Source organism: Streptomyces sp. WMMB 714 (assembly GCF_900090125.1).
Classification (GTDB): domain Bacteria; phylum Actinomycetota; class Actinomycetes; order Streptomycetales; family Streptomycetaceae; genus Streptomyces; species Streptomyces daqingensis.
On sequence record NZ_FMHJ01000009.1, the window covers coordinates 72,690 to 95,469 of the forward strand.

Annotated in this window: 20 protein-coding genes; 14 read left to right on the forward strand and 6 right to left on the reverse strand. The window is 72.1% G+C overall.

What is annotated here, in order from left to right; translation table 11 throughout:
- Nucleotides 1-109: 109 nt before the first annotated feature.
- Nucleotides 110-1,216, reverse strand: a complete 1,107-nt coding sequence (locus H181DRAFT_RS17780; RefSeq protein ID WP_078895815.1) for a LacI family DNA-binding transcriptional regulator — start codon at nucleotides 1,214-1,216, stop codon at nucleotides 110-112.
- Between the two features lie 124 nt (nucleotides 1,217-1,340).
- On the opposite strand from H181DRAFT_RS17780, the gene H181DRAFT_RS17785 reads away from it, so the two are divergent.
- From H181DRAFT_RS17785 to H181DRAFT_RS17840, 12 genes are all read left to right on the forward strand, one after another.
- Nucleotides 1,341-2,648, forward strand: a complete 1,308-nt coding sequence (locus H181DRAFT_RS17785) for an MFS transporter (RefSeq protein WP_045865509.1) — start codon at nucleotides 1,341-1,343, stop codon at nucleotides 2,646-2,648.
- A gap of 9 nt (nucleotides 2,649-2,657) precedes the next feature.
- Nucleotides 2,658-4,019, forward strand: a complete 1,362-nt coding sequence (gene pafA, locus H181DRAFT_RS17790) for a Pup--protein ligase (protein WP_045865510.1) — start codon at nucleotides 2,658-2,660, stop codon at nucleotides 4,017-4,019.
- A 172-nt stretch (nucleotides 4,020-4,191) separates the two neighbouring features.
- Nucleotides 4,192-5,070, forward strand: coding sequence for an FKBP-type peptidyl-prolyl cis-trans isomerase (locus H181DRAFT_RS17795; protein ID WP_254666894.1), 879 nt, complete (start codon nucleotides 4,192-4,194; stop codon nucleotides 5,068-5,070).
- Between the two features lie 62 nt (nucleotides 5,071-5,132).
- Nucleotides 5,133-5,507: an FKBP-type peptidyl-prolyl cis-trans isomerase gene (locus tag H181DRAFT_RS17800; protein WP_045865512.1), complete on the forward strand. Its 375-nt coding sequence runs from the start codon at nucleotides 5,133-5,135 to the stop codon at nucleotides 5,505-5,507.
- 161 nt (nucleotides 5,508-5,668) lie between these two features.
- Complete coding sequence (locus tag H181DRAFT_RS17805; RefSeq protein ID WP_045865513.1) at nucleotides 5,669-6,643, forward strand: helix-turn-helix transcriptional regulator; 975 nt, start codon at nucleotides 5,669-5,671, stop codon at nucleotides 6,641-6,643.
- A gap of 16 nt (nucleotides 6,644-6,659) precedes the next feature.
- On the forward strand, nucleotides 6,660-7,622 hold the full coding sequence (locus H181DRAFT_RS17810; RefSeq protein WP_045865514.1) for a helix-turn-helix transcriptional regulator: 963 nt from the start codon (nucleotides 6,660-6,662) through the stop codon (nucleotides 7,620-7,622).
- Nucleotides 7,623-7,728: 106 nt separating this feature from the next.
- Complete coding sequence (locus H181DRAFT_RS17815; protein WP_045865515.1) at nucleotides 7,729-8,004, forward strand: hypothetical protein; 276 nt, start codon at nucleotides 7,729-7,731, stop codon at nucleotides 8,002-8,004.
- A gap of 223 nt (nucleotides 8,005-8,227) precedes the next feature.
- A complete protein-coding gene (tatA, locus tag H181DRAFT_RS17820; RefSeq protein WP_045865516.1) occupies nucleotides 8,228-8,515 on the forward strand; it encodes a Sec-independent protein translocase subunit TatA in 288 nt (95 codons plus the stop codon).
- Nucleotides 8,516-8,583: 68 nt separating this feature from the next.
- Nucleotides 8,584-9,573 (forward strand): twin-arginine translocase subunit TatC, encoded by a 990-nt coding sequence (tatC, locus tag H181DRAFT_RS17825; protein WP_074467926.1) that lies wholly within the window; start codon nucleotides 8,584-8,586, stop codon nucleotides 9,571-9,573.
- Between the two features lie 17 nt (nucleotides 9,574-9,590).
- Entirely contained in the window at nucleotides 9,591-10,484 is an 894-nt protein-coding gene (locus tag H181DRAFT_RS17830; RefSeq protein ID WP_045865518.1) for a diacylglycerol kinase, read from the forward strand.
- Nucleotides 10,485-10,529: 45 nt separating this feature from the next.
- Entirely contained in the window at nucleotides 10,530-13,337 is a 2,808-nt protein-coding gene (locus tag H181DRAFT_RS17835; protein WP_045865519.1) for a DEAD/DEAH box helicase, read from the forward strand.
- A 320-nt stretch (nucleotides 13,338-13,657) separates the two neighbouring features.
- On the forward strand, nucleotides 13,658-14,842 hold the full coding sequence (locus H181DRAFT_RS17840) for a phosphatidylinositol-specific phospholipase C1-like protein (protein WP_254666895.1): 1,185 nt from the start codon (nucleotides 13,658-13,660) through the stop codon (nucleotides 14,840-14,842).
- Nucleotides 14,843-14,989: 147 nt separating this feature from the next.
- Here the strand turns inward: H181DRAFT_RS17840 and H181DRAFT_RS17845 are convergent, their stop codons facing one another.
- Both H181DRAFT_RS17845 and H181DRAFT_RS17850 read right to left on the reverse strand, forming a co-directional pair.
- Nucleotides 14,990-15,847, reverse strand: coding sequence for a siderophore-interacting protein (locus H181DRAFT_RS17845; protein WP_045865520.1), 858 nt, complete (start codon nucleotides 15,845-15,847; stop codon nucleotides 14,990-14,992).
- Nucleotides 15,848-15,924: 77 nt separating this feature from the next.
- Nucleotides 15,925-16,854: a 5'-3' exonuclease gene (locus tag H181DRAFT_RS17850; protein WP_045865646.1), complete on the reverse strand. Its 930-nt coding sequence runs from the start codon at nucleotides 16,852-16,854 to the stop codon at nucleotides 15,925-15,927.
- 394 nt (nucleotides 16,855-17,248) lie between these two features.
- Between H181DRAFT_RS17850 and H181DRAFT_RS17855 the strand changes: the two genes are divergently transcribed.
- The gene (locus tag H181DRAFT_RS17855) at nucleotides 17,249-17,995 is read left to right on the forward strand and encodes a helical backbone metal receptor (RefSeq protein WP_045865521.1); all 747 of its coding nucleotides are present in this window, start codon (nucleotides 17,249-17,251) and stop codon (nucleotides 17,993-17,995) included.
- Between the two features lie 71 nt (nucleotides 17,996-18,066).
- Here the strand turns inward: H181DRAFT_RS17855 and H181DRAFT_RS17860 are convergent, their stop codons facing one another.
- Nucleotides 18,067-18,813, reverse strand: a complete 747-nt coding sequence (locus tag H181DRAFT_RS17860) for a helix-turn-helix domain-containing protein (protein ID WP_045865522.1) — start codon at nucleotides 18,811-18,813, stop codon at nucleotides 18,067-18,069.
- Nucleotides 18,814-18,866: 53 nt separating this feature from the next.
- Here H181DRAFT_RS17860 and H181DRAFT_RS17865 point away from each other — a divergent pair, with 53 nt between their 5' ends.
- Nucleotides 18,867-20,096 (forward strand): MFS transporter, encoded by a 1,230-nt coding sequence (locus H181DRAFT_RS17865; RefSeq protein ID WP_045865523.1) that lies wholly within the window; start codon nucleotides 18,867-18,869, stop codon nucleotides 20,094-20,096.
- A 153-nt stretch (nucleotides 20,097-20,249) separates the two neighbouring features.
- Here H181DRAFT_RS17865 and H181DRAFT_RS17870 read toward each other — a convergent pair whose 3' ends face one another.
- Both H181DRAFT_RS17870 and eat read right to left on the reverse strand, forming a co-directional pair.
- Nucleotides 20,250-20,990 carry a gamma-glutamyl-gamma-aminobutyrate hydrolase family protein gene (locus H181DRAFT_RS17870; RefSeq protein ID WP_045865524.1) on the reverse strand — a complete coding sequence of 247 codons (741 nt, stop codon included), beginning with the start codon at nucleotides 20,988-20,990 and terminating at the stop codon, nucleotides 20,250-20,252.
- Between the two features lie 141 nt (nucleotides 20,991-21,131).
- The gene (eat, locus tag H181DRAFT_RS17875; RefSeq protein WP_045865525.1) at nucleotides 21,132-22,643 is read right to left on the reverse strand and encodes an ethanolamine permease; all 1,512 of its coding nucleotides are present in this window, start codon (nucleotides 22,641-22,643) and stop codon (nucleotides 21,132-21,134) included.
- Nucleotides 22,644-22,780 lie beyond the last annotated feature (137 nt).

Here is a 22,780-nt window from a genome sequence, read left to right on the forward strand (position 1 = left end):
GGATCCGTATCCGCGCGGTGCCCTGGCGGGTTGCGACCTGCCGGGGCACCGCGCGTTGCGTGAGGGCCGGACGCAGGGGTGTCCTCGTCGCCTGGGCGGCTCCTGACGGTCAGGGGCGCTCTTCGTGCGGGGGGCGGGCCGTCGAGCCCCTGCGGACCAGTTCGACGGGGAGGACGGGCGTGCTGGCCGTACGCCCGTCGAGCACGGCCAGCAGAGCGCGCATACCTTCCGCGCCGACTTCCTCCGCGGGCAGCCGAACAGTCGTCAGCTCCGGTTCCAGCGCGGTGGCGAGGCTCAGGTCGTCGAAGCCGGTGACGGACAGATCTTCCGGCACCCGGAGCCCGAGCCGCCGCGCCGCCTTGCACGCACCGGCCGCCAGCAGGTCGTCGTCGCAGACCAGCGCGGTGGGCCGGGGGCCGGCCGCCTCGAGGATGCGCGTGGCGGCGTGCAGGGCGTCCTCCACGCTCAGGGGCGAGCGTTCCGTCCGGACGACCGTTCCGGCGGTTCCGGCGACCGCCTCGTGGAGCGCACGCGCCCGTACGCCGAACGTCCAGGTGTCGATCTCTGCGGCCAGGTGCGCGAGGCGCCGGTGGCCCAGCTCCAGCAGGTGGTCGGCGGCCTGCCGCATGCCGTCGGCGATGTCGAGGTTGACGGTAGCGGGGGAGTGGCCGGCGTCGGGGTCGCTGTCGAGCATGACCAGGGGCAGCTGGCCGCCGTCGCGCAGGGCGGCGAGGGCCTCGGGGGCCATCGAGGAGGCGATCACGCCGTCGAGGGCGGCGCGGGCGGACCCGAAGGGGTCGACGGCGGGGCCCGTCCCCTCGGGGGAGGGGTAGAGCACCACGCCGAAGTCGTGCTCTGCGGCGACGCGTGACGCGCCGGTGTGCACGCGGGCGAAGTAGTCGTGGGTCAGTGCGGGGACGACGAGCAGCGCGGTGCGGGTGCGCCCCAGCCGGAGGCTGCGTGCCGCGAGGTTGGGCCGGTACCCGAGAGCGCGCGCGGAGGACCGTACGTTTTCGGCCGTACGCGGAGAGACCCTCCCCTGCCACTTGCCGCCCAGGACGAGGGAGACGGTGGCCTGCGAGACGTCGGCGTGGCGGGCCACGTCACGGCTGGTGGGGCGGGCGCCGGCAGGGGTGCCGCCCTGGGAGGGGGGACCGTCCGCGGGCGGCTCCGCACGGGAAGGGGCAGCGGTGCCGGGCCGCCTGCTGCTGGCCATCCGTGCGCTCCCTCCCGCTGTCGGCGATGTCCCCCAGGTGGACCGCGGGTCAGCGACATGGTACGTATGACGCGGCTAGTTATACGTACAACGTTTCCGAGTGACGCGGAGAGAGGGGCCACGGATGGCCACGGGCTATGCCGAACTGCTCAGGGCCCGGCACGCGGTGCGGCTGCTCACCGGCACTCTGGTCGGGCGGCTGCCCAATGCCACGGCCGCGCTGATCATCGTCCTCTTCACGCGAGCGGAGGGCGGCAGCTACACGCTCGCCGGCGTCCTCTCCGCGGTCTACGGACTCGCGACGGCGGTCGGGCAGCCAATGCTGGGTCGTCTCGTCGACCTCTACGGGCAGCCGCGCGTGATGTTCCCGGCCGCGCTGCTCTCCGCGCTGGGCATGGCGCTGTTCGCCTGGACCGGAATCGGCGTGGTGGCGGTGGCCGTCGCGGCGGTGTTCGTCGCCGGGATCGCCACGCCTCCGCTGGAGGGCGGGCTGCGCGCGCTGTGGCCCGGCGTCCTCGACGGGCCCGGGAAGGTGCACAGGGCGTATGCGCTGGACGCCGTGGCGCAGGAAGTGATGTTCGCGGTGGGGCCCCTGCTCGTCACGCTCCTCGTCGCGTTCTGGAACGAGGCCGTCGCGCTGCTGGTCATCAACGTGTTCGGACTGGCGGGGGCCGTCTCGGTCCTCGTCTCGCCCCCGTCCCGGGCATGGCGGTCCGAGCCGAGGGAGGCGCACTGGCTGGGGGCGCTCCGCTCGGCGGGGCTGCTCGTGCTGCTGGGGGCCTTCTTCTTCGTGGGGTTCGCCCTCGGCGGCATCGCCGTCGCGGCGGTGAGTTACGCGGACGACCACGGCGAGGCGCTCATCTCCAGCTACCTCCTCTCGGCGCTGGGATTCGGGGCGCTCGTCGGCGGCGTCGTGTACGGGGCGCGGCACTGGCCGGGGGCTCCCGAGCGGCGCCTGAGGTGGCTGGTTCTCGCTCTTGCGCTGGGCTATGTGCCGCTGGTGCTGGTGCCCGGTGTGGTCGCGATGACGGCGCTGGCGGGCCTCGCGGGGGTCTTCCTCGCCCCGGCACTCGCGTGCGCCTTCGTCGTCGTGGACCGGCACGCTCCCGCGGGCACCGTCACCGAGGCCTTCTCCTGGCTCGTCACCACCTTCGGAGTGGGCGCCGCGGCGGGGACCGCCGTGGTGGGCCCGGTGATCGAACGCGGGGGACCGGCCGCGGGCTTCGCGGTCGTCGCCGCCGGAGGCGCCGCCGCGCTGCTGGTGCTGCTGCTGACCGGACGGGCTCTTTCGGTGGACGCCGGATCGTCGCGCGGCGGACCGCGGACCCGCCTCGCCGCAGGTCCCGGCCGTGCTCAGGAGCCGGTCGCGGCGGTGGAAAATGATCGGAACGGTGCCGCCGAACCCGGTTTCAGAACAGGCCGTCAGGCGTAATGTTCAGTCATGGACCGCCGAATCTTCGGGCTTGAGAACGAGTACGGCGTCACGTGTACGTTCCGGGGACAGCGCAGGCTCTCCCCCGACGAGGTGGCGCGGTACCTCTTCCGCCGGGTCGTGTCATGGGGCCGCAGCAGCAACGTCTTCCTCCGCAACGGCGCACGCCTCTATCTGGACGTGGGCTCCCACCCCGAGTACGCGACCCCCGAGTGCGACAACGTGACCGAACTGGTCACTCACGACAAGGCGGGCGAGCGCATCCTCGAGGGCCTCCTCGTCGACGCCGAACGCCGCCTGCACGAGGAGGGGATCGCGGGCGACGTCTACCTCTTCAAGAACAACACCGACTCGGCCGGCAACTCCTACGGCTGCCACGAGAACTACCTCGTGGCGCGGCACGGGGAGTTCTCCCGTCTCGCGGACGTGCTCATCCCCTTCCTCGTCACGCGCCAACTCGTGTGCGGCGCGGGCAAGGTGCTGCAGACGCCGCGCGGCGCCGTGTACTGCGTCAGCCAGCGGGCCGAGCACATCTGGGAGGGGGTCAGCTCGGCGACGACGCGCTCCCGGCCGATCATCAACACCCGGGACGAGCCGCACGCGGACGCCGAGCGCTACCGCCGCCTGCACGTGATCGTCGGCGACTCCAACATGTCGGAGACGACGATGCTGCTGAAGGTCGGCGCCACCGACCTGGTGCTGCGGATGATCGAAGCCGGCACCGTGATGCGCGACCTGACCCTGGAGAACCCGATCCGGGCCATCCGCGAGGTCAGCCACGACATCACCGGGCAGCGCAAGGTGCGGCTCGCCAGCGGCCGGGAGGCCTCCGCGCTGGAGGTGCAGCAGGAGTACTACGAGAAGGCGCTGGACTTCTGCGAGCGCCGCGGCATCCGCACCGGCCGGGTGGAGCGCGTGCTGGAACTGTGGGGCAGATCACTCGACGCCATCCGCTCCGGGGAGCTCGACAAGATCAACACCGAGATCGACTGGGTCATGAAGTACCAGTTGATCGAGCGCTACCGCGCCAAGAACAACATCACCATGTCGCACCCCCGGATCGCGCAGATAGACCTCGCGTACCACGACATCCACCGCCGTCGCGGCCTGTACTACCTGCTGGAGCGGAACGGTCAGGCGGCCCGCATCTGCAACGATCTCAAGATCTTCGAGGGCAAGTCGGTGCCCCCGCAGACGACGCGGGCCCGGCTGCGCGGAGACTTCATCAGGCGGGCGCAGGAGCAGCGGCGGGACTTCACCGTCGACTGGGTCCACCTGAAGCTCAACGACCAGGCACAGCGCACCGTGTTGTGCAAAGACCCCTTCCGGTCGGTCGACGAGCGGGTGGAGAAACTGATCGCTGGTATGTGAGTCGCGTCGAGTGGTGGCAGGGACGGGCGGGAGGGGCCGTAGGGTTGCCCCGACCGTCCGGACATCCCCTAGACCGCGAGTTGGACACATGCTGCAGACTCCCGGGGGAACAACCCCCCACCCCAGGAAGCCCTACACGCGCCGTTTCGCGACGGCGCTGGCTGTATCCGTCATGGCCGTGTCCCTCGCGGCATGCGGGAGCGAGGACGGCTCCAAGTCCGAGGACGGAGCCGTCCCGAAGGTCACCGGGGCCGCCGACAAGAAGCCCAAGGTCGAGAAGGGCAAGGGCAAGCCGCCGAAGGACCTCAAGGTCGACGTCCTCAAGGAGGGCAAGGGCCAGAAGGTCGAGAAGGGCGACTCGCTGAACGCGCACTACCTCGGCCAGCTCTGGAACGGCAAGGAGTTCGACAGCAGCTGGAAGCGCGGTCAGACCGCCACCTTCCAGATCGGCACCAAGAAGGTCATCAAGGGCTGGGACGAGGCCCTGGTGGGCAAGAGCGTCGGCAGCCGCGTCGAGATCGTCGTCCCGCCGTCGAAGGGCTACGGCAAGCAGGGCCAGCCGCCGACGATCCCGAAGAACGCGACGCTGGTCTTCGTCGTCGACCTGAAGAAGATTCTGCCGAGCACGATCGACGGCAAGCCCGTCGAGGGCGAGCACAACCCCGACCTGCCCGAGGTCAGCTCGAAGGTCGTGAAGAACGAGGCCCCCGAGATCAAGATGCCCAAGGGCGTCGACAAGGCGCCGGACGAGCTTCTGGACGAGACCGTCGTCGAGGGCGACGGCAAGAAGATCACGAAGAAGAGCACCGTCCTGACCAACTTCACCGCGAAGATGTGGAAGGACGGCAAGCAGCTGGACGACACGTGGGCGCAGAGCGGCCCGCAGGAGATCCCCGTCTCCAAGATCCCCGGCTGGGCCGACGCGCTGGACGGCAAGAAGGCCGGAAGCCGCGTGGTGATCTCCGTGCCCAAGAAGGAGTTCCCGAAGGAGCAGCAGAAGCAGTTCTCCTCCGGCGTCGTCTTCTCGGTGGACGTGCTCAGCGTGAAGTGAGACCTCCGCGACGTGAAACACTGGCGCGGTTGTCCGAATGATTCGTTGGTAGGAGCCATTTCGTGAGCATCGAGAAGCCCGAGGTCGACTTCCCCGAGGGCGCGCCGCCTGCCGACCTGGAGATCGTGGATCTCTGGGAGGGCGACGGGCCCGAGGCCAAGGCCGGCGACAACGTCTCCGTCCACTACGTGGGCGTCTCCTTCTCCAGTGGCGAGGAGTTCGACGCCAGCTGGAACCGCGGCAAGCCGCTGCAGTTCCAGCTCGGCGCCGGCCAGGTCATCCCCGGCTGGGACCGGGGAGTCCAGGGCATGAAGGTTGGCGGGCGCCGCCGGCTGACGATCCCGCCCCACCTCGCCTACGGCGAGCAGGGCGCGGGCGGCGGCCGTATCAAGCCGAACGAGACGCTGATCTTCGTCTGCGATCTGGTCTCCGTCTGACGCGGCTCCGCAGAGCGGCATCCGAGGACCTCGCCCTGGGGCGGGGTCCTCGGTCTTTGCTTTGGCGGGGCAGGCGAGGAGCGGTACGGTCAAGTGCCCGGCATCACACCGGGCGATCCCTGAACAGCACAGAGCAGCACGAGAAGAGGCACGAGGAGCCCATGGCGATTGCCAAGGCCGAGCGGCTGATGAATCTGGCGCTGTGCCTGCTCGGAACCCGGCGCCCGCTGACGAAGCGTGAGCTGCGTACCTCGATCGAGGCATACATGGAGGCGGGCAGCGACGAGTCCTTCAACCGGATGTTCGAGCGCGACAAGGACGATCTGCGTGAACTCGGCCTCGTCATCGACACGGTGGAGAACCTCGACGGAGACATCGGCTACCGCGCCCAGCACGACAACAACAGGCTCCCGCCCATCGCGCTCGACGCCGAGGAGGCCACCGCTCTGGGCCTGGCGGCGCGCGTATGGCAGCAGGCCCGTCTCGCCGGGGCGGCCAGCGGTGCCCTGCAGAAGCTGCACGCCGCCGGCGGCATGCCGCAGCAGGACGGCGGGTCCGACGGCGCCGAGCCGCCCATCCCGCACAGCACGCTGGAACCGCACATCCCCGCCCGCGAGGCCGCGTTCGAGCCGCTGATGCTCGCCTGCCGCGACCGGCGTCCCGTCGTCTTCGACTACCGCAAGTCCAACGCCGTACGGGCCGAGCGGCGCCACGTCGAGCCCTGGACGCTGGAGTGCTGGCGGGGCCACTGGTACCTGGCCGGCTACGACAGGGAGCGGCAGGCCGAACGCGTCTTCCGGCTCTCCCGCATCACGGGGGCCGTGCGCTCGCGTGCCGGAGCCTTCACCGCGCCCGTACCGGACCAGGTGACGGTGCGGGAGGCCGTCGAGCGCTGGGCGGGGGAGAGCGCGTCACGCACCGCGCTCATCAGGCTGCGTGCCGGATCGGGGTACCCGCTGCGGGCCCGTGCCACGCAGGTACGTGAACTCCCCGACGGCTGGGAGGAGTTGGAGATCCCGTACGGACACGGGCTGGACGCCTGGCTCGTGGAGTTCGGGCCCGACGTGATCGTTCTGGAACCGGCCGAACTGCGGGCCGAAGTGGTCGACCGGCTGCGCGCCGTCGCCAAGGGCTGAGGGGGAGAGCGACTCCGTGGCATCGAACGCCATCGACCAGACGCGGCGGATGCTGTCGCTGGTGACATACCTGCGGGACCGCCCCGGGGCCAGGATCGACGACGTGGCCCGTGCGTTCGGCATCTCCGCGGACGAACTGATCTCGGACCTCGACGTGCTGCCGATGTGCGGCACCAGCTTCCGCGGCGGCGACCTGCTGGAGATCGACACCGACGGTGAGCGGATCTGGTGGCGCAACGCCGACGCGCTGGGCAGCGACACGGCACAGCCGCTCCGGCTGGCCTCCGACGAGGCCACGGCGCTGCTCGTGGCCGCCCGTGCGGTCGCCACGCTGCCGGGCCTGCGCGAGAGCGACAGGGACGCACTGCAGCGCGCGACCGCCAAGCTGGAGGCGGCCGCGGGGGAGAACGCGGGGGCGAGCTCGCGGCTGTCGGTCACCTTCGAGGCGGAGGGCGGCGTCTTCGCCGACGTCGACAGGGCCATCGCCGAGCGGCGCAGGCTCTGGCTGCGCTACTACTCGCCCGCCCGGGACGAGCTGACCGAGCGCGAGGTCGACCCCATCCGGCTCTTCGCGGTGGGGCACACCTACCTGGAGGCGTGGTGCCGCCTCTCCGAGGCCCGCCGTACCTTCCGGCTCGACCGGGTCGCCGAGATCAAGCTGCTGGACGAGCCGGCCGATCCGCCGCCGGTCGAGCTGCGGGACCTGAGCGAGGGGCTCGTACAGCCGTCCGCCGAGGACCCCGAGGTCGTCGTGGAAGTCGGTCCCGGCGGCCGCTGGGTCGCGGAGTACTACCCGTACGACAGCGCCGAGGAACTGCCCGACGGCGGATTGCGCGTCACGCTGCGCACCCCCGATCCCGCGTCACTGCGCCGGCTGGCGCTCCGGCTCGGACGGGACGGCCGGATCGTGGAGCCGCGCGAGCTGGCGGACAGTGCGCGCGAGGCGGCGAGGCTCGCCCTGGCGGCATACGGGGAGTGAGCCCGCGGGGAGCGGACCGGGCGCCGGTCCGCCTCCGGCTCGTGCCGGGCCGCACGGCGGGGGGAGGCGGAGGTTCCGATCGGCGCCGAGCCACTAGGCTCGGCTCATGCTCTGGCCCATGTTCTTCCTCGCGCTCGCCTTCTGCGGCATCGCCGTGCTCGGTGTGCTGGCCGTCCGGGTCGGGCTGGAGGTGCGCCGTTTCACAAAGGCCGTCGGCGACAGCTCGGAGCGGATCACCCGGGCCGCAGAGGACCTGGAGCGCGCGGCCGGACCGCTGGCGGGACGGGCGGGCGCAGCGGGCGCCTCCGGTGGTGCCCGTGGTGGCGGTGCGGCTCAGGAGGGCCGTGTGACCGGGGGTTCGCACGAGCCCGGGCGTCCGTGAGGACGTGGTCCTTACGTGTACTGCCTGGCCCGTACCTTTGAACGGTAAGCTGCTTGGTGCCGCGTCCGCGGTGAAAGGGGACCGCAATCCGGAGTGGGAACGGGCATTGCCCGTCCTTCACTCCTCAGGGTTACGATCGCTGGCAGCACGCGCTTCACGCAGCCCGTCCGATTCACACGGCAGGCAAGGACTCACGCCGGCCCCGGCGAGAAGGTAGTGGCACATGATCGGCAATTTGAAGCCCCTGGAGATCGTCCTGATCGTCCTGGTCATCCTGCTGCTGTTCGGCGCCAAGAAGCTCCCGGACATGGCTCGTTCGCTGGGCAAGTCGGCCCGCATCCTCAAGAGCGAAGCCAAGCAGATGAAGAAGGACGGCGGCGACGACAACGACGCCGGCACCACCGCCGACTCCCAGCAGGCCGCTCCGCGCACCATCCAGGCGGCGCCCGGGGACGTGGCCAGCTCACGGCCCGTCGCGGAGCCGAGCGAGCAGCAGCAGAAGCAGTCCTGAATGCCGTCCGGCCACGGAGAGCCGGACATGTGAGGCACTTCCGACAACTCAGACAATGAGGACGAGGGTTGCTGAAGTCAGCCCGTAAAGAGGGCAAAAGGGAGAAGGACCCCGAGGGGCGGATGCCCCTCGCGGAGCATCTGAGGGAGCTGCGCAACCGCCTGATGAAGGCGGTGCTGGCGATTCTCGTGGTGACGATCGTGGCGCTGGTCTACTACGAGCCCATCGCCGCTTTCCTCACCGATCCCGTCGCCGCGTCCGTGGGCTGCGAGAAGGGCTTCGGGCGTGCGGCGTCCGAGGGCGAGACGTGCGCGGAGATCACCCTCAACGGCCTCATCGCGCCCTTCACCGTCATGCTCAAGGTCGGGCTCATGGTCGGTGTCGTCGTGGCGTCCCCGATCTGGCTGTACCAGCTCTGGGCCTTCCTCGCGCCGGGGCTCCACAGCCACGAGAAGAAGTACGCGCGCAGCTTCGTCGCCGCCGGCGTGCCGCTCTTCGTCGGCGGCGCCTACCTGGCGTACCTCATCCTCCCGAAGGCCGCCAAGACGCTGCTGGACTTCAGCCCCGAGGGCGTCGGCAACCTGATCCCGCTGGACGACTTCCTCGACATCGTCACCCGGCTCGTGATCGTCTTCGGCCTCGCCTTCGAGCTGCCGCTGCTGCTGGTGATGCTGAACTTCACGGGCATCCTCGGCGGACGCCAACTGCTGGGCTGGTGGCGGATCATGGTGCTGTGCATCACCGTCTTCTCCGCCGTGGCGACACCGACGGGCGACCCGCTGACGATGGGCGCCCTCGCGGCACCGATCGTCCTCCTCTACTTCGGTGCCGTGGCGATCTGCCTCCTCAACGACCGGCGGCGGGCCAAGAAGGACCCCTATGCCGGACTGGACGACGACGAGGCGTCGCAGATCGACCGGCCCGAGGCCCTGGACGAGGGCGAGACGGTGCCCTCGCAGCGTGCCCTCGCCGACGGTGAGGGAGAGGCCAGGCCGCGGGGCGAGACCAGGGGCTCAGGAGGCCCGGTGCGGCAGGACGGTTTCGACGACGCGACCTGACCCTGTAGGGTCCGCGCGTGACCAGCGAGATCACTCTTTTCGTCAACCCCACGGCCGGCCGCGGACGCGGCGCCGGAGCCGCACAGCCGGCTGCCCAAGCGCTGCGCGAGGCCGGATTCGCCGTGCGCACCGTCGTCGGGAACGACGCCCCCGACGCCCTTGAACGCGCCCGCGAGGCGGTCGGCGCGGGCACCGGAGCACTGATCGCGGTCGGCGGTGACGGAATGGTCTCCCTGGCCCTCCAGGCCGTCGCGGGGACGGACACCCCTCTCGGCGTCGTCGCCGTCGGGACCGGAAACGACTTCGCGCGGGCGACGGGACTTCCCGTACGGGCTCCCGCCGAGGCGGGACGGGTGGTCGCCGAGGCGCTCAAGGGCGGGCGCCACCGCACGCTCGACCTGGGGCGGGTGGGGGAGCGGTGGTTCGGCTCGGTGCTCGCCTCCGGCTTCGACTCCCGGGTGAACGACCGCGGCAACCGGATGCGCTGGCCGGCCGGACGCCTGAAGTACGACCTGGCGATCCTCGCGGAGCTGGCCGCCTTCCGTACGATCCCCTACCGGCTGACGCTCGACGACGGGGAGCCGCGGGACATCGAGGCCACCCTCGTGGCCGTGGGCAACGGGCCCTCGTACGGCGGTGGCATGCGCATCTGCCACGGGGCGGAGATGAACGACGGGCTCCTCGACGTGACGGTGGTCGGGGACTGCAGCCGGGGCACGCTGCTGCGCGTCTTCCCGCGCGTCTACAAGGGCACGCATCTCAGCCATCCGGCCGTCACCACGTACAAGGCGCGCAGCGTGCGCCTGGAGGCGGACGGCGTGACGGGGTACGCCGACGGGGAGCCCTTCGGGCGGCTTCCGCTGACCGCGCGGGTGGTGCCGGGGGCGGTGCGGCTTCTCGCTGCGGAGTAACGACCGTGAGCGGTGTCGGGGGTGGCCGGTAGGCTCGTAGTCACGATGACCGAGGACCTGTCCCCCGCGGAGCGATATGCCGAGGCGCGGAAACGCGCCCAAGAGCAGGCCACCGCTCTCGCCCCTTTCCGTGACCTCTACGACTTCGATCTCGACGATTTCCAGATCGAGGCGTGCCAAGCTCTCGAAGCCGGGAAGGGCGTGCTGGTTGCGGCACCGACCGGTTCCGGCAAGACGATCGTCGGCGAGTTCGCCGTGCACCTGGCGCTCACCCGCGGCCGCAAGTGCTTCTACACCACGCCCATCAAGGCCCTCTCGAACCAGAAGTACAACGACCTGGCCAAGAGGTACGGCGCCGACCGCGTGGGGCTGCTGACCGGTGACAACTCGGTCAACGCCGACGCACCCGTGATCGTGATGACGACCGAGGTGCTGCGGAACATGCTCTACGCGGGCTCCCAGGCCCTCGTGGGGCTGGGACACGTGGTGATGGACGAGGTGCACTACCTCTCCGACCGCTTCCGCGGCGCCGTCTGGGAGGAGGTCATCATCCACCTCCCGGAGTCCGTCACCCTCGTCTCGCTGTCGGCGACCGTCTCCAACGCCGAGGAGTTCGGCGACTGGCTGGACACGGTGCGCGGCGACACCCGGGTGATCGTCTCCGAGCACCGGCCCGTGCCGCTGTGGCAGCACGTCCTCGCCGGACGGCGGATGTACGACCTCTTCGAGGAGAAGGCCGACAAGCGGGAGGTCAACCCGGACCTGGTGCGGATGGCCCGGATGGAGAACAGCCGGGTCACCTCGCCCCGCGACCGCCGCCGCGGCAATCCACGCCGCGAGGCGGACCGGGAGCGCGAGCGCCGCCGCCGCGCCCGGGTGTGGACGCCGAGCCGGCCGGAGGTCATCGACCGGCTCGATTCCGAGGGGCTGCTCCCCGCCATCACCTTCATCTTCAGCCGCGCGGGCTGCGAGTCGGCGGTGCAGCAGTGCCTGTACGCGGGTCTGCGGCTCAACGACAACGCCGCGCGGGCCCGTGTGCGCGAGATCGTCGAGGCGCGCACCGCCGACATCCCGGACGCCGACCTGCACGTCCTGGGCTACTTCGAGTGGCTGGAGGGCCTGGAGCGGGGCATCGCCGCGCACCACGCCGGGATGCTGCCGACCTTCAAGGAGGTCGTCGAGGAGCTGTTCGTACGCGGCCTCGTCAAGGCCGTCTTCGCGACGGAGACGCTCGCCCTGGGCATCAACATGCCCGCCCGTTCCGTGGTGCTGGAGAAGCTGGTCAAGTGGAACGGCGAGCAGCACGCGGACATCACGCCCGGGGAGTTCACGCAGCTGACGGGCCGTGCCGGACGGCGCGGTATCGACATCGAGGGCCATGCCGTCGTGCTGTGGCAGCGCGGCATGGATCCTGCCGCGCTGGCGGGCCTGGCCGGCACGCGTACGTATCCGCTGCGCTCGTCCTTCAAGCCCTCGTACAACATGGCCGTCAACCTGGTCGGCCAGTTCGGGCGGCACCGCTCGCGCGAACTGCTGGAGACCTCCTTCGCGCAGTTCCAGGCGGACCGGTCCGTGGTGGGCATCTCCCGGCAGGTGCAGCGCAACGAGGAGGGGCTGGAGGGCTACCGCGACTCCATGACCTGCCACCTCGGCGACTTCGAGGAGTACTCGCGGCTGCGCCGGCAGCTGAAGGACCGTGAGACGGAGCTCGCGAAGCAGGGCGCCGTGCAGCGCAGGGCGCAGGCCGCGGCGGCGCTGGAGAAGCTCCGGCCAGGGGACGTCATCCACGTCCCGACCGGCAAGTTCGCCGGTCTCGCGCTCGTGCTGGACCCGGGGACGGGCGGGGGGCGCGGCCCGTCGCACCACAGGGGCTGGCAGCAGAACGACGGCCCCCGTCCGCTCGTACTGACCGCGCAGCGTCAGGTGAAGCGGCTCGGGTCGATCGACTTCCCGGTGCCGGTGGAGCCGCTGGAGCGGATGCGCATCCCCAGGTCGTTCAACGCCCGCAGCCCCGAGTCGCGCCGCGACCTGGCCTCGGCGCTGCGGACGAAGGCGGGCCACCACGCGCCGCCCCGGCACCGCAAGCAGCGTTCGGCCGCCGCCGACGACGGCGAGATCGCGCGGCTGCGCGCCGAGATCCGCCGTCACCCCTGCCACGGCTGCGACGAGCGGGAGAACCACGCCCGCTGGGCGGAGCGCTACCACCGGCTCCGCCGGGACACGAGGCAGCTCGAGCGCAAGATCGAGGGCAGGACGAACACCATCGCCCGCACCTTCGACCGCGTCTCCGCGCTGCTGACGGAGCTGGGCTATCTGCGCGGCGACGAAGTGACCGACGACGGGCGGCGGTTGGGACGTCTCTACGGCGAGCTGGACCTGCTGGCGAGCGAATGCCTGCGGGACAAGGTGTGGGACGGCCTCCCGCCGTCCGAACTGGCCGCGTGCGTCTCGGCGTTGGTGTACGAGTCGCGTGCCGCCGACGACGCGCTGCCGCCCAAGCTGCCCGGCGGCGGTGCCCGGGGTGCCCTGGAGGAGATGGTCCGCATCTGGGGCCGCCTGGACGCCCTGGAGGAGGAGCACCGCATCAGCCAGACGGAGGGCGTGGGCCAGCGCGAACCGGATCTGGGCTTCGCCTGGGCCGCGTACCGCTGGGCCGAGGGGCACGGCCTCGACGCCGTGCTCCGCGAGGCCGACATGCCCGCGGGCGACTTCGTCCGCTGGTGCAAGCAGTGCATCGACGTGCTCGGCCAGATCGCCGTCGCGGCGCCGGAGGGCGACAGCGTCGCGAAGAACGCGCGCAAGGCGGTCGAGGCGATGCGTCGCGGGGTCGTGGCGTACACGAGCGTGGGCTGACGGCGCGGCGGGCGGGGCGGCCACGGGGAGCGCCGTGGCCGGCTGTCCCGTCGCGGGTCAGGGAGCGTTAGGGGGCCGCCGGGCCCCGCTCCGCGCGAGGTGCGCAAGAGCGGTGCGGGTACCGGGTGTTGAGCACTGGCTCGGCCGGGGCATGTTCACCCCGGCGCCGCTGCGGACGGTACGCCGGAGTATTCGCCAGAGGGTGCGCTGTGCCGGAGCCCGTGCGGCACTGCGCGCGTCGGCGCGAGCCTCCGGCTCTGTCGTGACCGGGCTGTGGGCGCCGTCCTGTCCCCGTGTTCCTTGCCGCAACGGAGGTCGATGTGCGCACCACGATCAGATCCGGGGTCCGACGCTGGGCCGCCACGGCCGCCGCCCTCGCCGCCGTCGCGGCGCTGACCTCGGCGACGCCGGCGCCCTCCTCCCTCTCCGGGGAGGCCCACGACCCCGCGGGCAGGCTGCGGCTCACGCAGCTCCAGGCCATGGCGACACACAACAGCTACCACCGTGAAGTCTCCTTCGCCGAACAGAAGTTGATGGGTGAGCACGACCCCGGCTTCGGAACGCTGCTCTACAGCCACGCCTCGCTGCCCGTACAGCTCTCCCGCCAGCAGGTCCGGGGGATCGAGCTGGACGTCTTCCCCGACCCGGACGGCGGCCTGTACGCGGACCCGCTCATCCGGAAGGACGCCGGGCTTCCTCCGCTGGACGAACCGGAGTTGCGCGGGCCCGGCTTCAAGGTCCAGCACTGGGCGGACTTCGACTACCGCAGCAACTGCGTGAGCCTGCGCGGCTGTCTGCGGCAGGTGAAGAAGTGGTCCGAGGGGCGGCCCGGTCACGTGCCCGTGCCGGTGCTTCTCGAACTGAAGGAGACCGACCCGGAGTTGGAGGAGCGCGGCGGTGCCGTCAGTCCTCCGTGGGACACGGAGATGCTCGACGCGCTGGATGCGGAGATCCGCACGGTCTTCCCCGACGAGGCGACCCTCACCCCGGACGACGTGCGGCGTCCCGGGCAGACCCTGGGGCAGTCGGTGCGCGAACACGGCTGGCCGCGGCTCGCCGCGGCCAGCGGCAAGGTGATGTTCCTGATGGACAACGACGACCAGGAACTCCAGGACGCCTACCGTGCGGGCGGCCGGGAGAGCCTGCAGGGCAGGGTGCTGTTCACGGACTCCGAACCGGGGCGTGCGGATGCCGCGTTCATGAAGGTCAACGACCCCACCGGATCCGGCAAGGCCGGCATCCGGAAGCTGGTGGAGCAGGGCTACTTCGTGCGCACCCGCTCCGACGTGCCGCTCGACCAGGCCACCAGCGGCGACACCGCCATGCTCGAGGACGCTCTGGCATCGGGCGCCCAGATGGTCTCGACGGACTTCCCCGTACCGGGGCTCGCCGCGCGCTACGGCAGCGACTACGTCGCGGAGCTGCCCGACGGCTCGGGGCCGGTCCGCTGCAACCCGGTCACCGTGCGGCCGGGGGAATGCCCGAAGCGGCCGATCGAGCGCTGAGCGGGGCCGGCGGACGGCTGGGCGGCGCGCTGAGCGGAGGAACGCCGGCCTGAGTGCCGGAACGCGGACCCGGCCCCTGCCGGAGGACAGGGGCCGGGGCGTGGGCGCCGTGGGCGCGTCAGGTGGTGAGCGGGGGCCGGAACGGTGTCAGGCGCCGCCGGACGCCCCGCCCGCTTCCTGCTCGGCCTCCACCTGCGCGTTCCACTCCTTCTTGGAGGACTGCCAGCCGTCCTCGTCGTGACCCAGCCGCCAGTAGCCGGAGATGGACAAGTGCTCGCGTGCCACGCCCCGTTCGAGCCGCAGGTGGCGGCGGAGCTCCTTCACCGCACCTGCCTCGCCGTGCACGAAGGCCTGCACCCGTCCCGTCGGGAAGTCCAGCGCCCGCACGGCCTCCACGAGCCGCTCGCCGACCCGGGCAGGGCCCCGGTGGAGCCAGACCACGTGGGCGGTGTCCGGGACGCTGAGCTTGACCTCCTCCTCCGGGCCCGCGACCTCGATCAGTGCCTCGACGCGGGCGTGTGCGGGCATCGCCTCCAGAGCGGTGGCGATCGCGGGCAGGGCGCTCTCGTCGCCCGCGAGCAGGTGCCAGTCCGCGTCCGGCTCCGGGGCGTAGGCGCCGCCCGGCCCGAGGAAGAGGATCTCGTCGCCCGGGGCGGCGTTCCGCGCCCAGGGCCCGGCCAGCCCGGCGTCGCCGTGCACGACGAAGTCGAGGGTCAGCTCACGGGCCGAGGGCGCCCACGAGCGCACGGTGTACGTACGTGTGACCGGCCACTGGTCGCGCGGGTAGTCGGCGCGGATGCGGACGATGTCGAACGGCTCCGGATACTCGACGCCAGGGGCCGGGAAGAGCAGCTTGACGTAGTGGTCCGTGTACTCGCCCGCGAGGAACGCCTCCAGACCTGGGCCGCCCAGGACGACGCGCACCATGTGGGGGGTGAGCTGCTCCGTGCGGATCACTCGGCCCCGGTGGACGTGCGTCTTGCGGCTGGGCGTGCGGTCTGCCACGTGGAACTCCAGAGACGGTGGGCGCAGGAAGTGGTTAGGGTTACCTAAGCTACCACTCGCGCCCGTGGTCGGCCCGTTCAGCTCGGCCCGGCTCCGCCGTCCCGCTCGGCCAGCACCGTCAGCAGCCGTTCCAGGGAGCCGCCGAGGCCCCACCGCTCCGCCAGCGCGCCGAGGGCGTCCGGGTGGCGCGGTGCGGCGGGCAGCGAGCTGTCGAAGGGCGGCAGGGCGACGTCGTCAGCGACCCGCACGACCTTGGGCGCGACGGCGAGGTAGGGCCGCGCCTCCGCGAGACGCCTGCGCTGCGTGGGCGTGAGGCGGGACGACGGGTCGTCGACGGCGGCCATGACGCCCGCGAGGTCGCCGTAGCTTTCCAGCAGCTTCGCCGCCGTCTTCTCCCCGACGCCGGGGACGCCGGGCAGGCCGTCGCTCGGGTCGCCGCGCAGCAGCGCGAGGTCGGCGTAACCGGCGCCGTCCACGCCGTACTTGGCACGCAGCGCCGCGCCGTCGTAGACGTCGAGGTTGCCGACGCCCTTCACGGGATACAGCACCCGGACGCCGAGTTCGTCGTCGACCAGCTGGAACAGGTCGCGGTCGCCCGTCACGATGTCGACCGGCGTCCGCGCGCGTGCCGTGAGCGTGCCGATGACGTCGTCCGCCTCGAAACCGGCCGCGCCGACCCGTGCGATGCCGATGGCGTCCAGCACCTCGTCGATGACCGGGACCTGCGGACTGAGGGTGTCGGGAACCTCCTCCGCGTCCGGGCCCTGGTCCGTCTCCTCGACGACCCGGTGCGCCTTGTACGACGGGACGAGCTCCACCCGCCAGGCGGGGCGCCAGTCGAAGTCCATGCAGGCCACCAGGGAGTCCGGGTGCCGGTTGGCCACCAGCCGCGCGATGAAGTCGAGCAGGCCCCGTACGGCGTTGACCGGCGTCCCGTCGGGTGCCCTGACCGACTCCGGCACTCCGAAGTAGGCGCGGAAGTAGAGGGACGAGGTGTCCAGGAGCATCAGGCGTCGCGGCGTCGTCGTAGTCACGGGGCCGATGATGCCGTACGGCTCCGACAGCGGCCCCCAGGAGCCCGGCAGGGCGGCGGTGCCGGACGCGCCTCCTCCGGGACCGGGGCGCCGTCGTGCGGACGCATGGCCCGTGGGGGCACCGATGATCTCCCGCAAAGGCCCTAACCGGCCTTCCTGCCTCCAACACTTGTACGTGTGGCGCAAATTGGCCTGACTCATCGGCCTACCCGCGCCTACTCTCTTGTCCGTACGAGGACGTCCCTCCGGACCTCCGGCAGCGGTCGTGCGCGAAGAGCGCGACGGGCCTGCCGGGGGAGGACCGCCGGAGGAGCGGAACGCCGTCCGGGGGAGCAAGCCCGCCGCACGGGGGGCGTACGGTGCCGGTATGGCGCACACGAATACCGGCACCGTGCGGAGCGTGGTCTCCCTCGTCCCCTCCCTCACGGAGGCCCTGGCGGCCACGGCGCCCGAACTGCTCACCGGCGCGACGGACTGGTGCAGCCACCCTCCCGGCCTGGACGTCACCCGGGTCCGCGGCACCAAGAACCCCGACCTGGAGCGCATCGCCTCCCTCGCCCCCGACCTCGTCGTCGCCAACGAGGAGGAGAACCGCGGGAGCGACCTCGACGCGCTGCGGGCCGCCGGCATCGAGGTCCTGGTGACCGAAGTACGTTCGCTGCCGCAGGCGTTCGGCGAACTGGAGCGCATGCTGACCCGCGGATGCGGGCTGCCGCGCCCAGGATGGCTGCGGGAGGCGGAGGACGCCTGGCACGAGGCCCGGGCGGAGTTCGACCTGCGGGCGGTCGTGCCCGTCTGGCGCAGGCCGTGGATGGTCCTCGGCCGGGACACCTTCGCGGGTGCGCTCCTGGCCCACCTCGGCGTGCACAACGTCTACGAGACGCACCCGGAGCGGTATCCGCGGGTGACTCTCCAGGAGTTGAACGAAACGGGCCGCGCGGACCTCGTCGTCCTGCCCGACGAGCCGTACGCCTTCACGGCCGAGGACGGGCCGGAGGCCTTCCCCGAGCTGCCCGCCGCGCTCGTCTGCGGCCGTCACCTCACCTGGTACGGCCCCTCGCTCACCGAGGCGCCGGCGGTTCTGGCCGCGCAGCTGCGCAAGGCCCTGGACTGACCGGCCGGTCGGCAGGCCGGCTCCCTGCACGCACCCGGGCGGGCCTCAGCGGCCGAACGTGAACGCGGCGTTCAGGGGCGGCTGTTGTGGGTGCCAGGGGTGTAGCCGAAGGCTCGGCGGAAGACGTCGATGAAGGCGCTGGTCGAGGCCCAGCCGCAGCGGTGGGCGACCGCGGTGACCGGTTCGTCCGCGGCCAGCAGCCGAAGCGCGTGGTAGAGGCGGAGCTGGGTGCGCCACTGCGGGAACGTCATCCCCAGTTCCCGCCGGAAGAGACGGCTGAGCGTGCGCTCACCGGCACCCGCGGCATGCCCGAGCGCCGCGAGCGTGCGGGAGTCGGCCGGGTTCTCGTGGAGGAGGCCGCAGACGGTGCGCAGGCGGGCGTCCCGGGGCGCGGGGAGAGGGAGGGGCTGCTGCGGCGACACCTTGAGCTGGTCGAGCAGCACGGCGCGCAGGCGGCGCCGCTCGGGCCCGTCCTGCCCGCCGTCGCGTGTGCACTCGAGGATCAGCTCACGCAGGAGGGGACTGACGGTGAGGACCGTCGGCGCGTCCAGCCGGAGGGGGTTGACCGTGGCGGGGATGCCCAGCAGGTGCAGGTCCAGGTGCCCGTGGGCCCGGTGGGCGTGCACACACCCGGCGGGGACCCAGATCGCCCGGGTGCCGGGCGCGAACCAGGTTCCCGCGTCGGTGGTCACCGCCAGCACGCCCGAGCCGGCGTAGATGATCTGGTGGTCGTCGTGCCGGTGGGCGTCGATGCTCTGGCCCGCGGCCAGTGTCTGCGTGCGGGTCGGTGCCTGCGGGGTGTGGCGGATCTCCGGCATGAACCGGCAGATTATCGGAAGCGGGCCGGGGCCTCCCTGCGGACGATCGACGGATGGCAACGAAGCAGAGCCCACGCACCGGGCCGGTGGTGCGGCTGTCCCTCGGGCACGCCTGCGTGGACGTGTACCAGGGCGCGGTCGCGGCCCTCGTGCCCTTCTTCGTCCTGGAACGGGCGTACAGCTACGCGGCGGCCTCGGGCATCGTCCTGGCCGCGTCCCTCCTCTCCTCGGTGGTGCAGCCGCTGTTCGGCGCGCTCACCGACCGGTGGACCATGCGCTGGCTGCTGCCGGTGAGCACGCTGACGGGCGGCGCGGGGGTGGCGCTGGCCGGCGTCAGCGACTCCTACGCCGTCACGCTCGCCGTCGTGGCCGTCTCCGGCATCGGCGTGGCCGCCTACCACCCGGAGGCCGCCCGGGTGGCGCGTCTGGCGAGCCGGGGCAGTCACACCGCGATGGGCTGGTTCTCCCTCGGGGGCAATCTCGGCTTCGCGGCGGCCCCGCTGCTCGTCACGGCTGTCGTCGCCACCGGAGGACTGCGCGCCTCCCCGCTCCTCGTCGTACCGGCCCTGGCCGGAGCGGCGCTGTGCGTCGCGGCGCTGCGCGCGACCGGCCCCGCGAGCGGGACGCGGTCCGCCGGAGGGAGCGCCGGCAGCGAGGGCACGGACGACTGGCCCTCGTTCCTCAGGCTGACCGGGGCGATCGTGTGCCGCTCGATCGTCTTCGTCGGACTGAGCACCTTCATCGCGCTGTACGTGCGCCAGCGGACGGGGGGAGGGGAAGCCGTCGGCACCGCCGCGCTGACCGTGCTCTACCTGGGAGGGGCGGTGGGCACCGTGGCCGGGGGGAAGCTGGCTCAGCGCTCGGGCCGGATCCGGGTCGTGCAGTGGTCCTACGCGCTCACGGTTCTCGCCGTGGCCGGAGTGGTGCTGGTGCCCGGCCCCCTGGTCCTGGTCTTCGTCGCTGCCGCCTCGGCCGGTCTCTACGTGCCGTTCTCCCTGCACATCACGCTCGGCCAGGACTACCTGCCCCGCCGGGTGGGCACGGCCTCCGGCGTCACCCTCGGCCTGACCGTCAGCGTCGGCGGGCTCGCCAGCCCGCTCATCGGGACGGTGGCGGACGCCACGTCTCTCCGGACGGCGCTCGCGCCGCTGATCGTGTTCCCGGCGCTCGGCTGGCTGCTGCTGCGCCGCCTCGAGGAGCCCGGCATGTTCGCCGGGGCGACGACGGAGCGGACCGGGGACACCGGTGCTGAGGACGGTGCGGTGGCGCCCGACCGCGAGTGACGGGCCGCCCCCGCCACCGGCCGACGGCGCGTGCGGCCTGCTGGCGGGACGCGGGGAGCCTGGAGCCGTCGACCGGAAACCGTCAGCCAGGGCGCCCGTACGCCGGGACGTGCGCACCCGGGCTGCCGGGGGCGCACGTCCGCAGCCGCGGTCTCAGGCTCGCGTGACTTCCGGCTCCGGGGGCGCCGTGGCCGGTTCCGGGGCGCCGGAGGCCGCTTCCACCAGCGCCCGCATGACACGGGTGTCCTCGCCCTCCTCCGGGTGCCACTGCACCGCGAGGACGAACGGGTGCTGCTCGCTGCCGGGCAGCTCGACTGCCTCGACGGTGCCGTCCTCGGCGTACGCGCCCGGCACCAGCCCGCCGCCGAGGCTGCCCAGGGACTGGTGGTGGTACGTCGGCACGGAGACGGGTTCCGGGAGAGCCCGGGCGAGCCGGGTGCCCGCCACCGGCCGTACGTCGTGCTGGGCGAAGACCCCGGGGCCGCCCCTGTGGCCCTCCAGATGCTGGACGAGGGTGCCGCCCAGCGCCACGTTCAGCAGTTGCATGCCCCGGCAGATGCCCAGCAGGGGGAGGCCCCGTTCGAGGGCGGCCCCGATGAGGGCGAGCTCCCAGTCGTCGCGCTCCCGGTCGGGCGGCCCGCACTCCGGCTCGGGGGCGGCGCCGTAGCGCACCGGTTCCACGTCCGGGCCGCCGGAGACGACGAGCCCGTCCAGACGGGAGACGACCGCCTCCGCACGCTCCGGGACGTCCGGGGGCAGCATCACCGCGCAGCCGCCCGACCGCTGGACGAGGCGGGGGTATCCGGCGGGCAGCACCGCGGCGCGGTGCTGCCACACCCCCCACCGGACGTGGTTCTCCAGATAGGTGCTGATGCCGATCAGCGGCGTGTGCATCGGTGCCTCCGGCGGCGGACGGCCGCGTCCGGCCCCGGTGCCGGGGCCTCGGCGGTCTTGACGGTTCCGGGTTCGCGGAGCCCGCCACGTCCCGGCCGCCGGGCGGCCGGCGCGGTGGGCTCCCGCGGACCTTCTGGCAGCTTACGGACCGGCCTTGGCGGCAGGTGCCTCCGGCTCGCCCCGGCCGCTGTCCCGCTCCAGCTCCGCCTCGGCCGCCGCCAGCGCGGCGAACTCCTCCTCCGGGGCCGCGGCCACCAGGTGGTGGCGGCTGTAGAGGGCGAAGTAGCCGACGGCGACGGCGTACAGCACGAACGCGATGCCCGCCGCCTTCGGGTCCACCAGGAACGTGGCGACCACCGCGGCGCACGCGAGCACGAAGCCCACGGACGACGTCACGAGACCGCCGGGCGTGCGGTACGGGCGGGGCAGCTCGGGCTCACGGCGGCGCAGGACGATGTGGGAGAGCGTCATCAGGACGTAGCTGATCGCGGCGCCGAAGACGGCGATGTTCAGCATCCGCGCGCCGTCGCCGGTGTAGGCCGCCAGCGAGAAGCCGATCACGCCCGGCACCAGCAGGCCCAGGTAGGGGGCCTTGCGGCGGCTCGTCAGCGACAGGAACCGGGGCAGGTAACCGGCGCGCGAGAGGGCGAACAGCTGCCGCGACCCGGCGAAGATGAGGGAGAAGAAGGAGGCCACCAGCCCGGCCAGGCCCGCGTAGTTGACGATCCTGCTGAGGGTCGTCGGATCGCCGCCGGACGCCGCCTCCAGCGCCGCGACGAGCGGGTTGTCGGCGTCCTTGATCGCGTCGGAGCCGGCGGCGCCCGCCGCGGGCAGCAGCGTGAGGAGGGCCAGCAGCACCAGGATGCCGATGGACCACGCGAGGGCCTTCGGCATCGACCTGACGGGGTCGCGCGTCTCCTCGGCCGCGAGCGGTACGCCCTCGACGCCGAGGAAGAACCACATCCCGAACGGGAAGGCGGCCCAGATGCCCAGCAGGCCCAGCGGCAGCCACGAGTTGGAGCCGAAGGCCGACCCGTCCACGGCGACGTCGTTCAGCGAACCCGCGTCGAAGTGGGTGAACGCGCCGATGCAGAAGACGAGCAGCGCCGCGACCGCGATGCCGGTGACGACGAAGCTGAAGCGCAGCGCCTCCCCGACGCCCCACAGGTGGATGCCGATGAACAGCGCGAAGCACACGAGGTAGACGGGCCAGCCCGCTTCCACGCCGAAGAGGCCGAGGGACTCGACGTATCCGCCGATGAACACGGCGATGGCCGCCGGCGCGAGGATGTACTCGATGAGGATGGCGGTGCCGGTCAGGAAGCCGCCCCAGGTGCCGAGCGCGCGCCGCGCGAAGCCGTAACCGCCGCCGGCGGTGGGGAGGATCGAGGAGAGCTCCGCCAGGGAGAAGACGAGGCAGGTGTACATCGTGCCCATCAGCACGGTGGCGATGGCGAGGCCGCCGAACCCGCCCTCCGCGAGGCCGAAGTTCCAGCCCGCGTAGTCGCCCGAGACGACGTACGCGACACCGAGACCGGTCAGCAGCAGCCAGCCGGCGCTGCCGCGCCGCAGCGAACGGCGCTGGAGGTATTGTTCGGCGCTCTCCTGGCCGGTCTCCGATGACGGGTGCGAGGGTTTCGTTCCTTCGGCCATGACCGCTCCTGCCTACGGCATTGGTGTGGGGACATACCTTTGCCCTGCCGAGGACTCCAGCGCAACCCCCTGCACATTACGTCGGGGTCACACCTCGGGTACCGCCCGCCCCCTGCGTACAGCGCACGACAGCTGGC

Coding starts and splice junctions, on each gene's coding strand:
- H181DRAFT_RS17850 (WP_045865646.1), bottom strand. CDS start 16,854: ATGCTCCTGGACACCTCGTCCCTCTACTTCCGCGCCTACTTCGGAGTG.
- H181DRAFT_RS17860 (WP_045865522.1), bottom strand. CDS start 18,813: ATGCCGGAGATCCGCCACACCCCGCAGGCACCGACCCGCACGCAGACA.
- H181DRAFT_RS17870 (WP_045865524.1), bottom strand. CDS start 20,990: ATGCACACGCCGCTGATCGGCATCAGCACCTATCTGGAGAACCACGTC.
- eat (WP_045865525.1), bottom strand. CDS start 22,643: ATGGCCGAAGGAACGAAACCCTCGCACCCGTCATCGGAGACCGGCCAG.
- H181DRAFT_RS17835 (WP_045865519.1), top strand. CDS start 10,530: ATGACCGAGGACCTGTCCCCCGCGGAGCGATATGCCGAGGCGCGGAAA.
- H181DRAFT_RS17815 (WP_045865515.1), top strand. CDS start 7,729: ATGCTCTGGCCCATGTTCTTCCTCGCGCTCGCCTTCTGCGGCATCGCC.
- H181DRAFT_RS17785 (WP_045865509.1), top strand. CDS start 1,341: ATGGCCACGGGCTATGCCGAACTGCTCAGGGCCCGGCACGCGGTGCGG.
- tatA (WP_045865516.1), top strand. CDS start 8,228: ATGATCGGCAATTTGAAGCCCCTGGAGATCGTCCTGATCGTCCTGGTC.
- H181DRAFT_RS17805 (WP_045865513.1), top strand. CDS start 5,669: ATGGCGATTGCCAAGGCCGAGCGGCTGATGAATCTGGCGCTGTGCCTG.
- H181DRAFT_RS17795 (WP_254666894.1), top strand. CDS start 4,192: ATGGCCGTGTCCCTCGCGGCATGCGGGAGCGAGGACGGCTCCAAGTCC.
- H181DRAFT_RS17780 (WP_078895815.1), bottom strand. CDS start 1,216: ATGGCCAGCAGCAGGCGGCCCGGCACCGCTGCCCCTTCCCGTGCGGAG.
- H181DRAFT_RS17865 (WP_045865523.1), top strand. CDS start 18,867: ATGGCAACGAAGCAGAGCCCACGCACCGGGCCGGTGGTGCGGCTGTCC.
- H181DRAFT_RS17855 (WP_045865521.1), top strand. CDS start 17,249: ATGGCGCACACGAATACCGGCACCGTGCGGAGCGTGGTCTCCCTCGTC.
- pafA (WP_045865510.1), top strand. CDS start 2,658: ATGGACCGCCGAATCTTCGGGCTTGAGAACGAGTACGGCGTCACGTGT.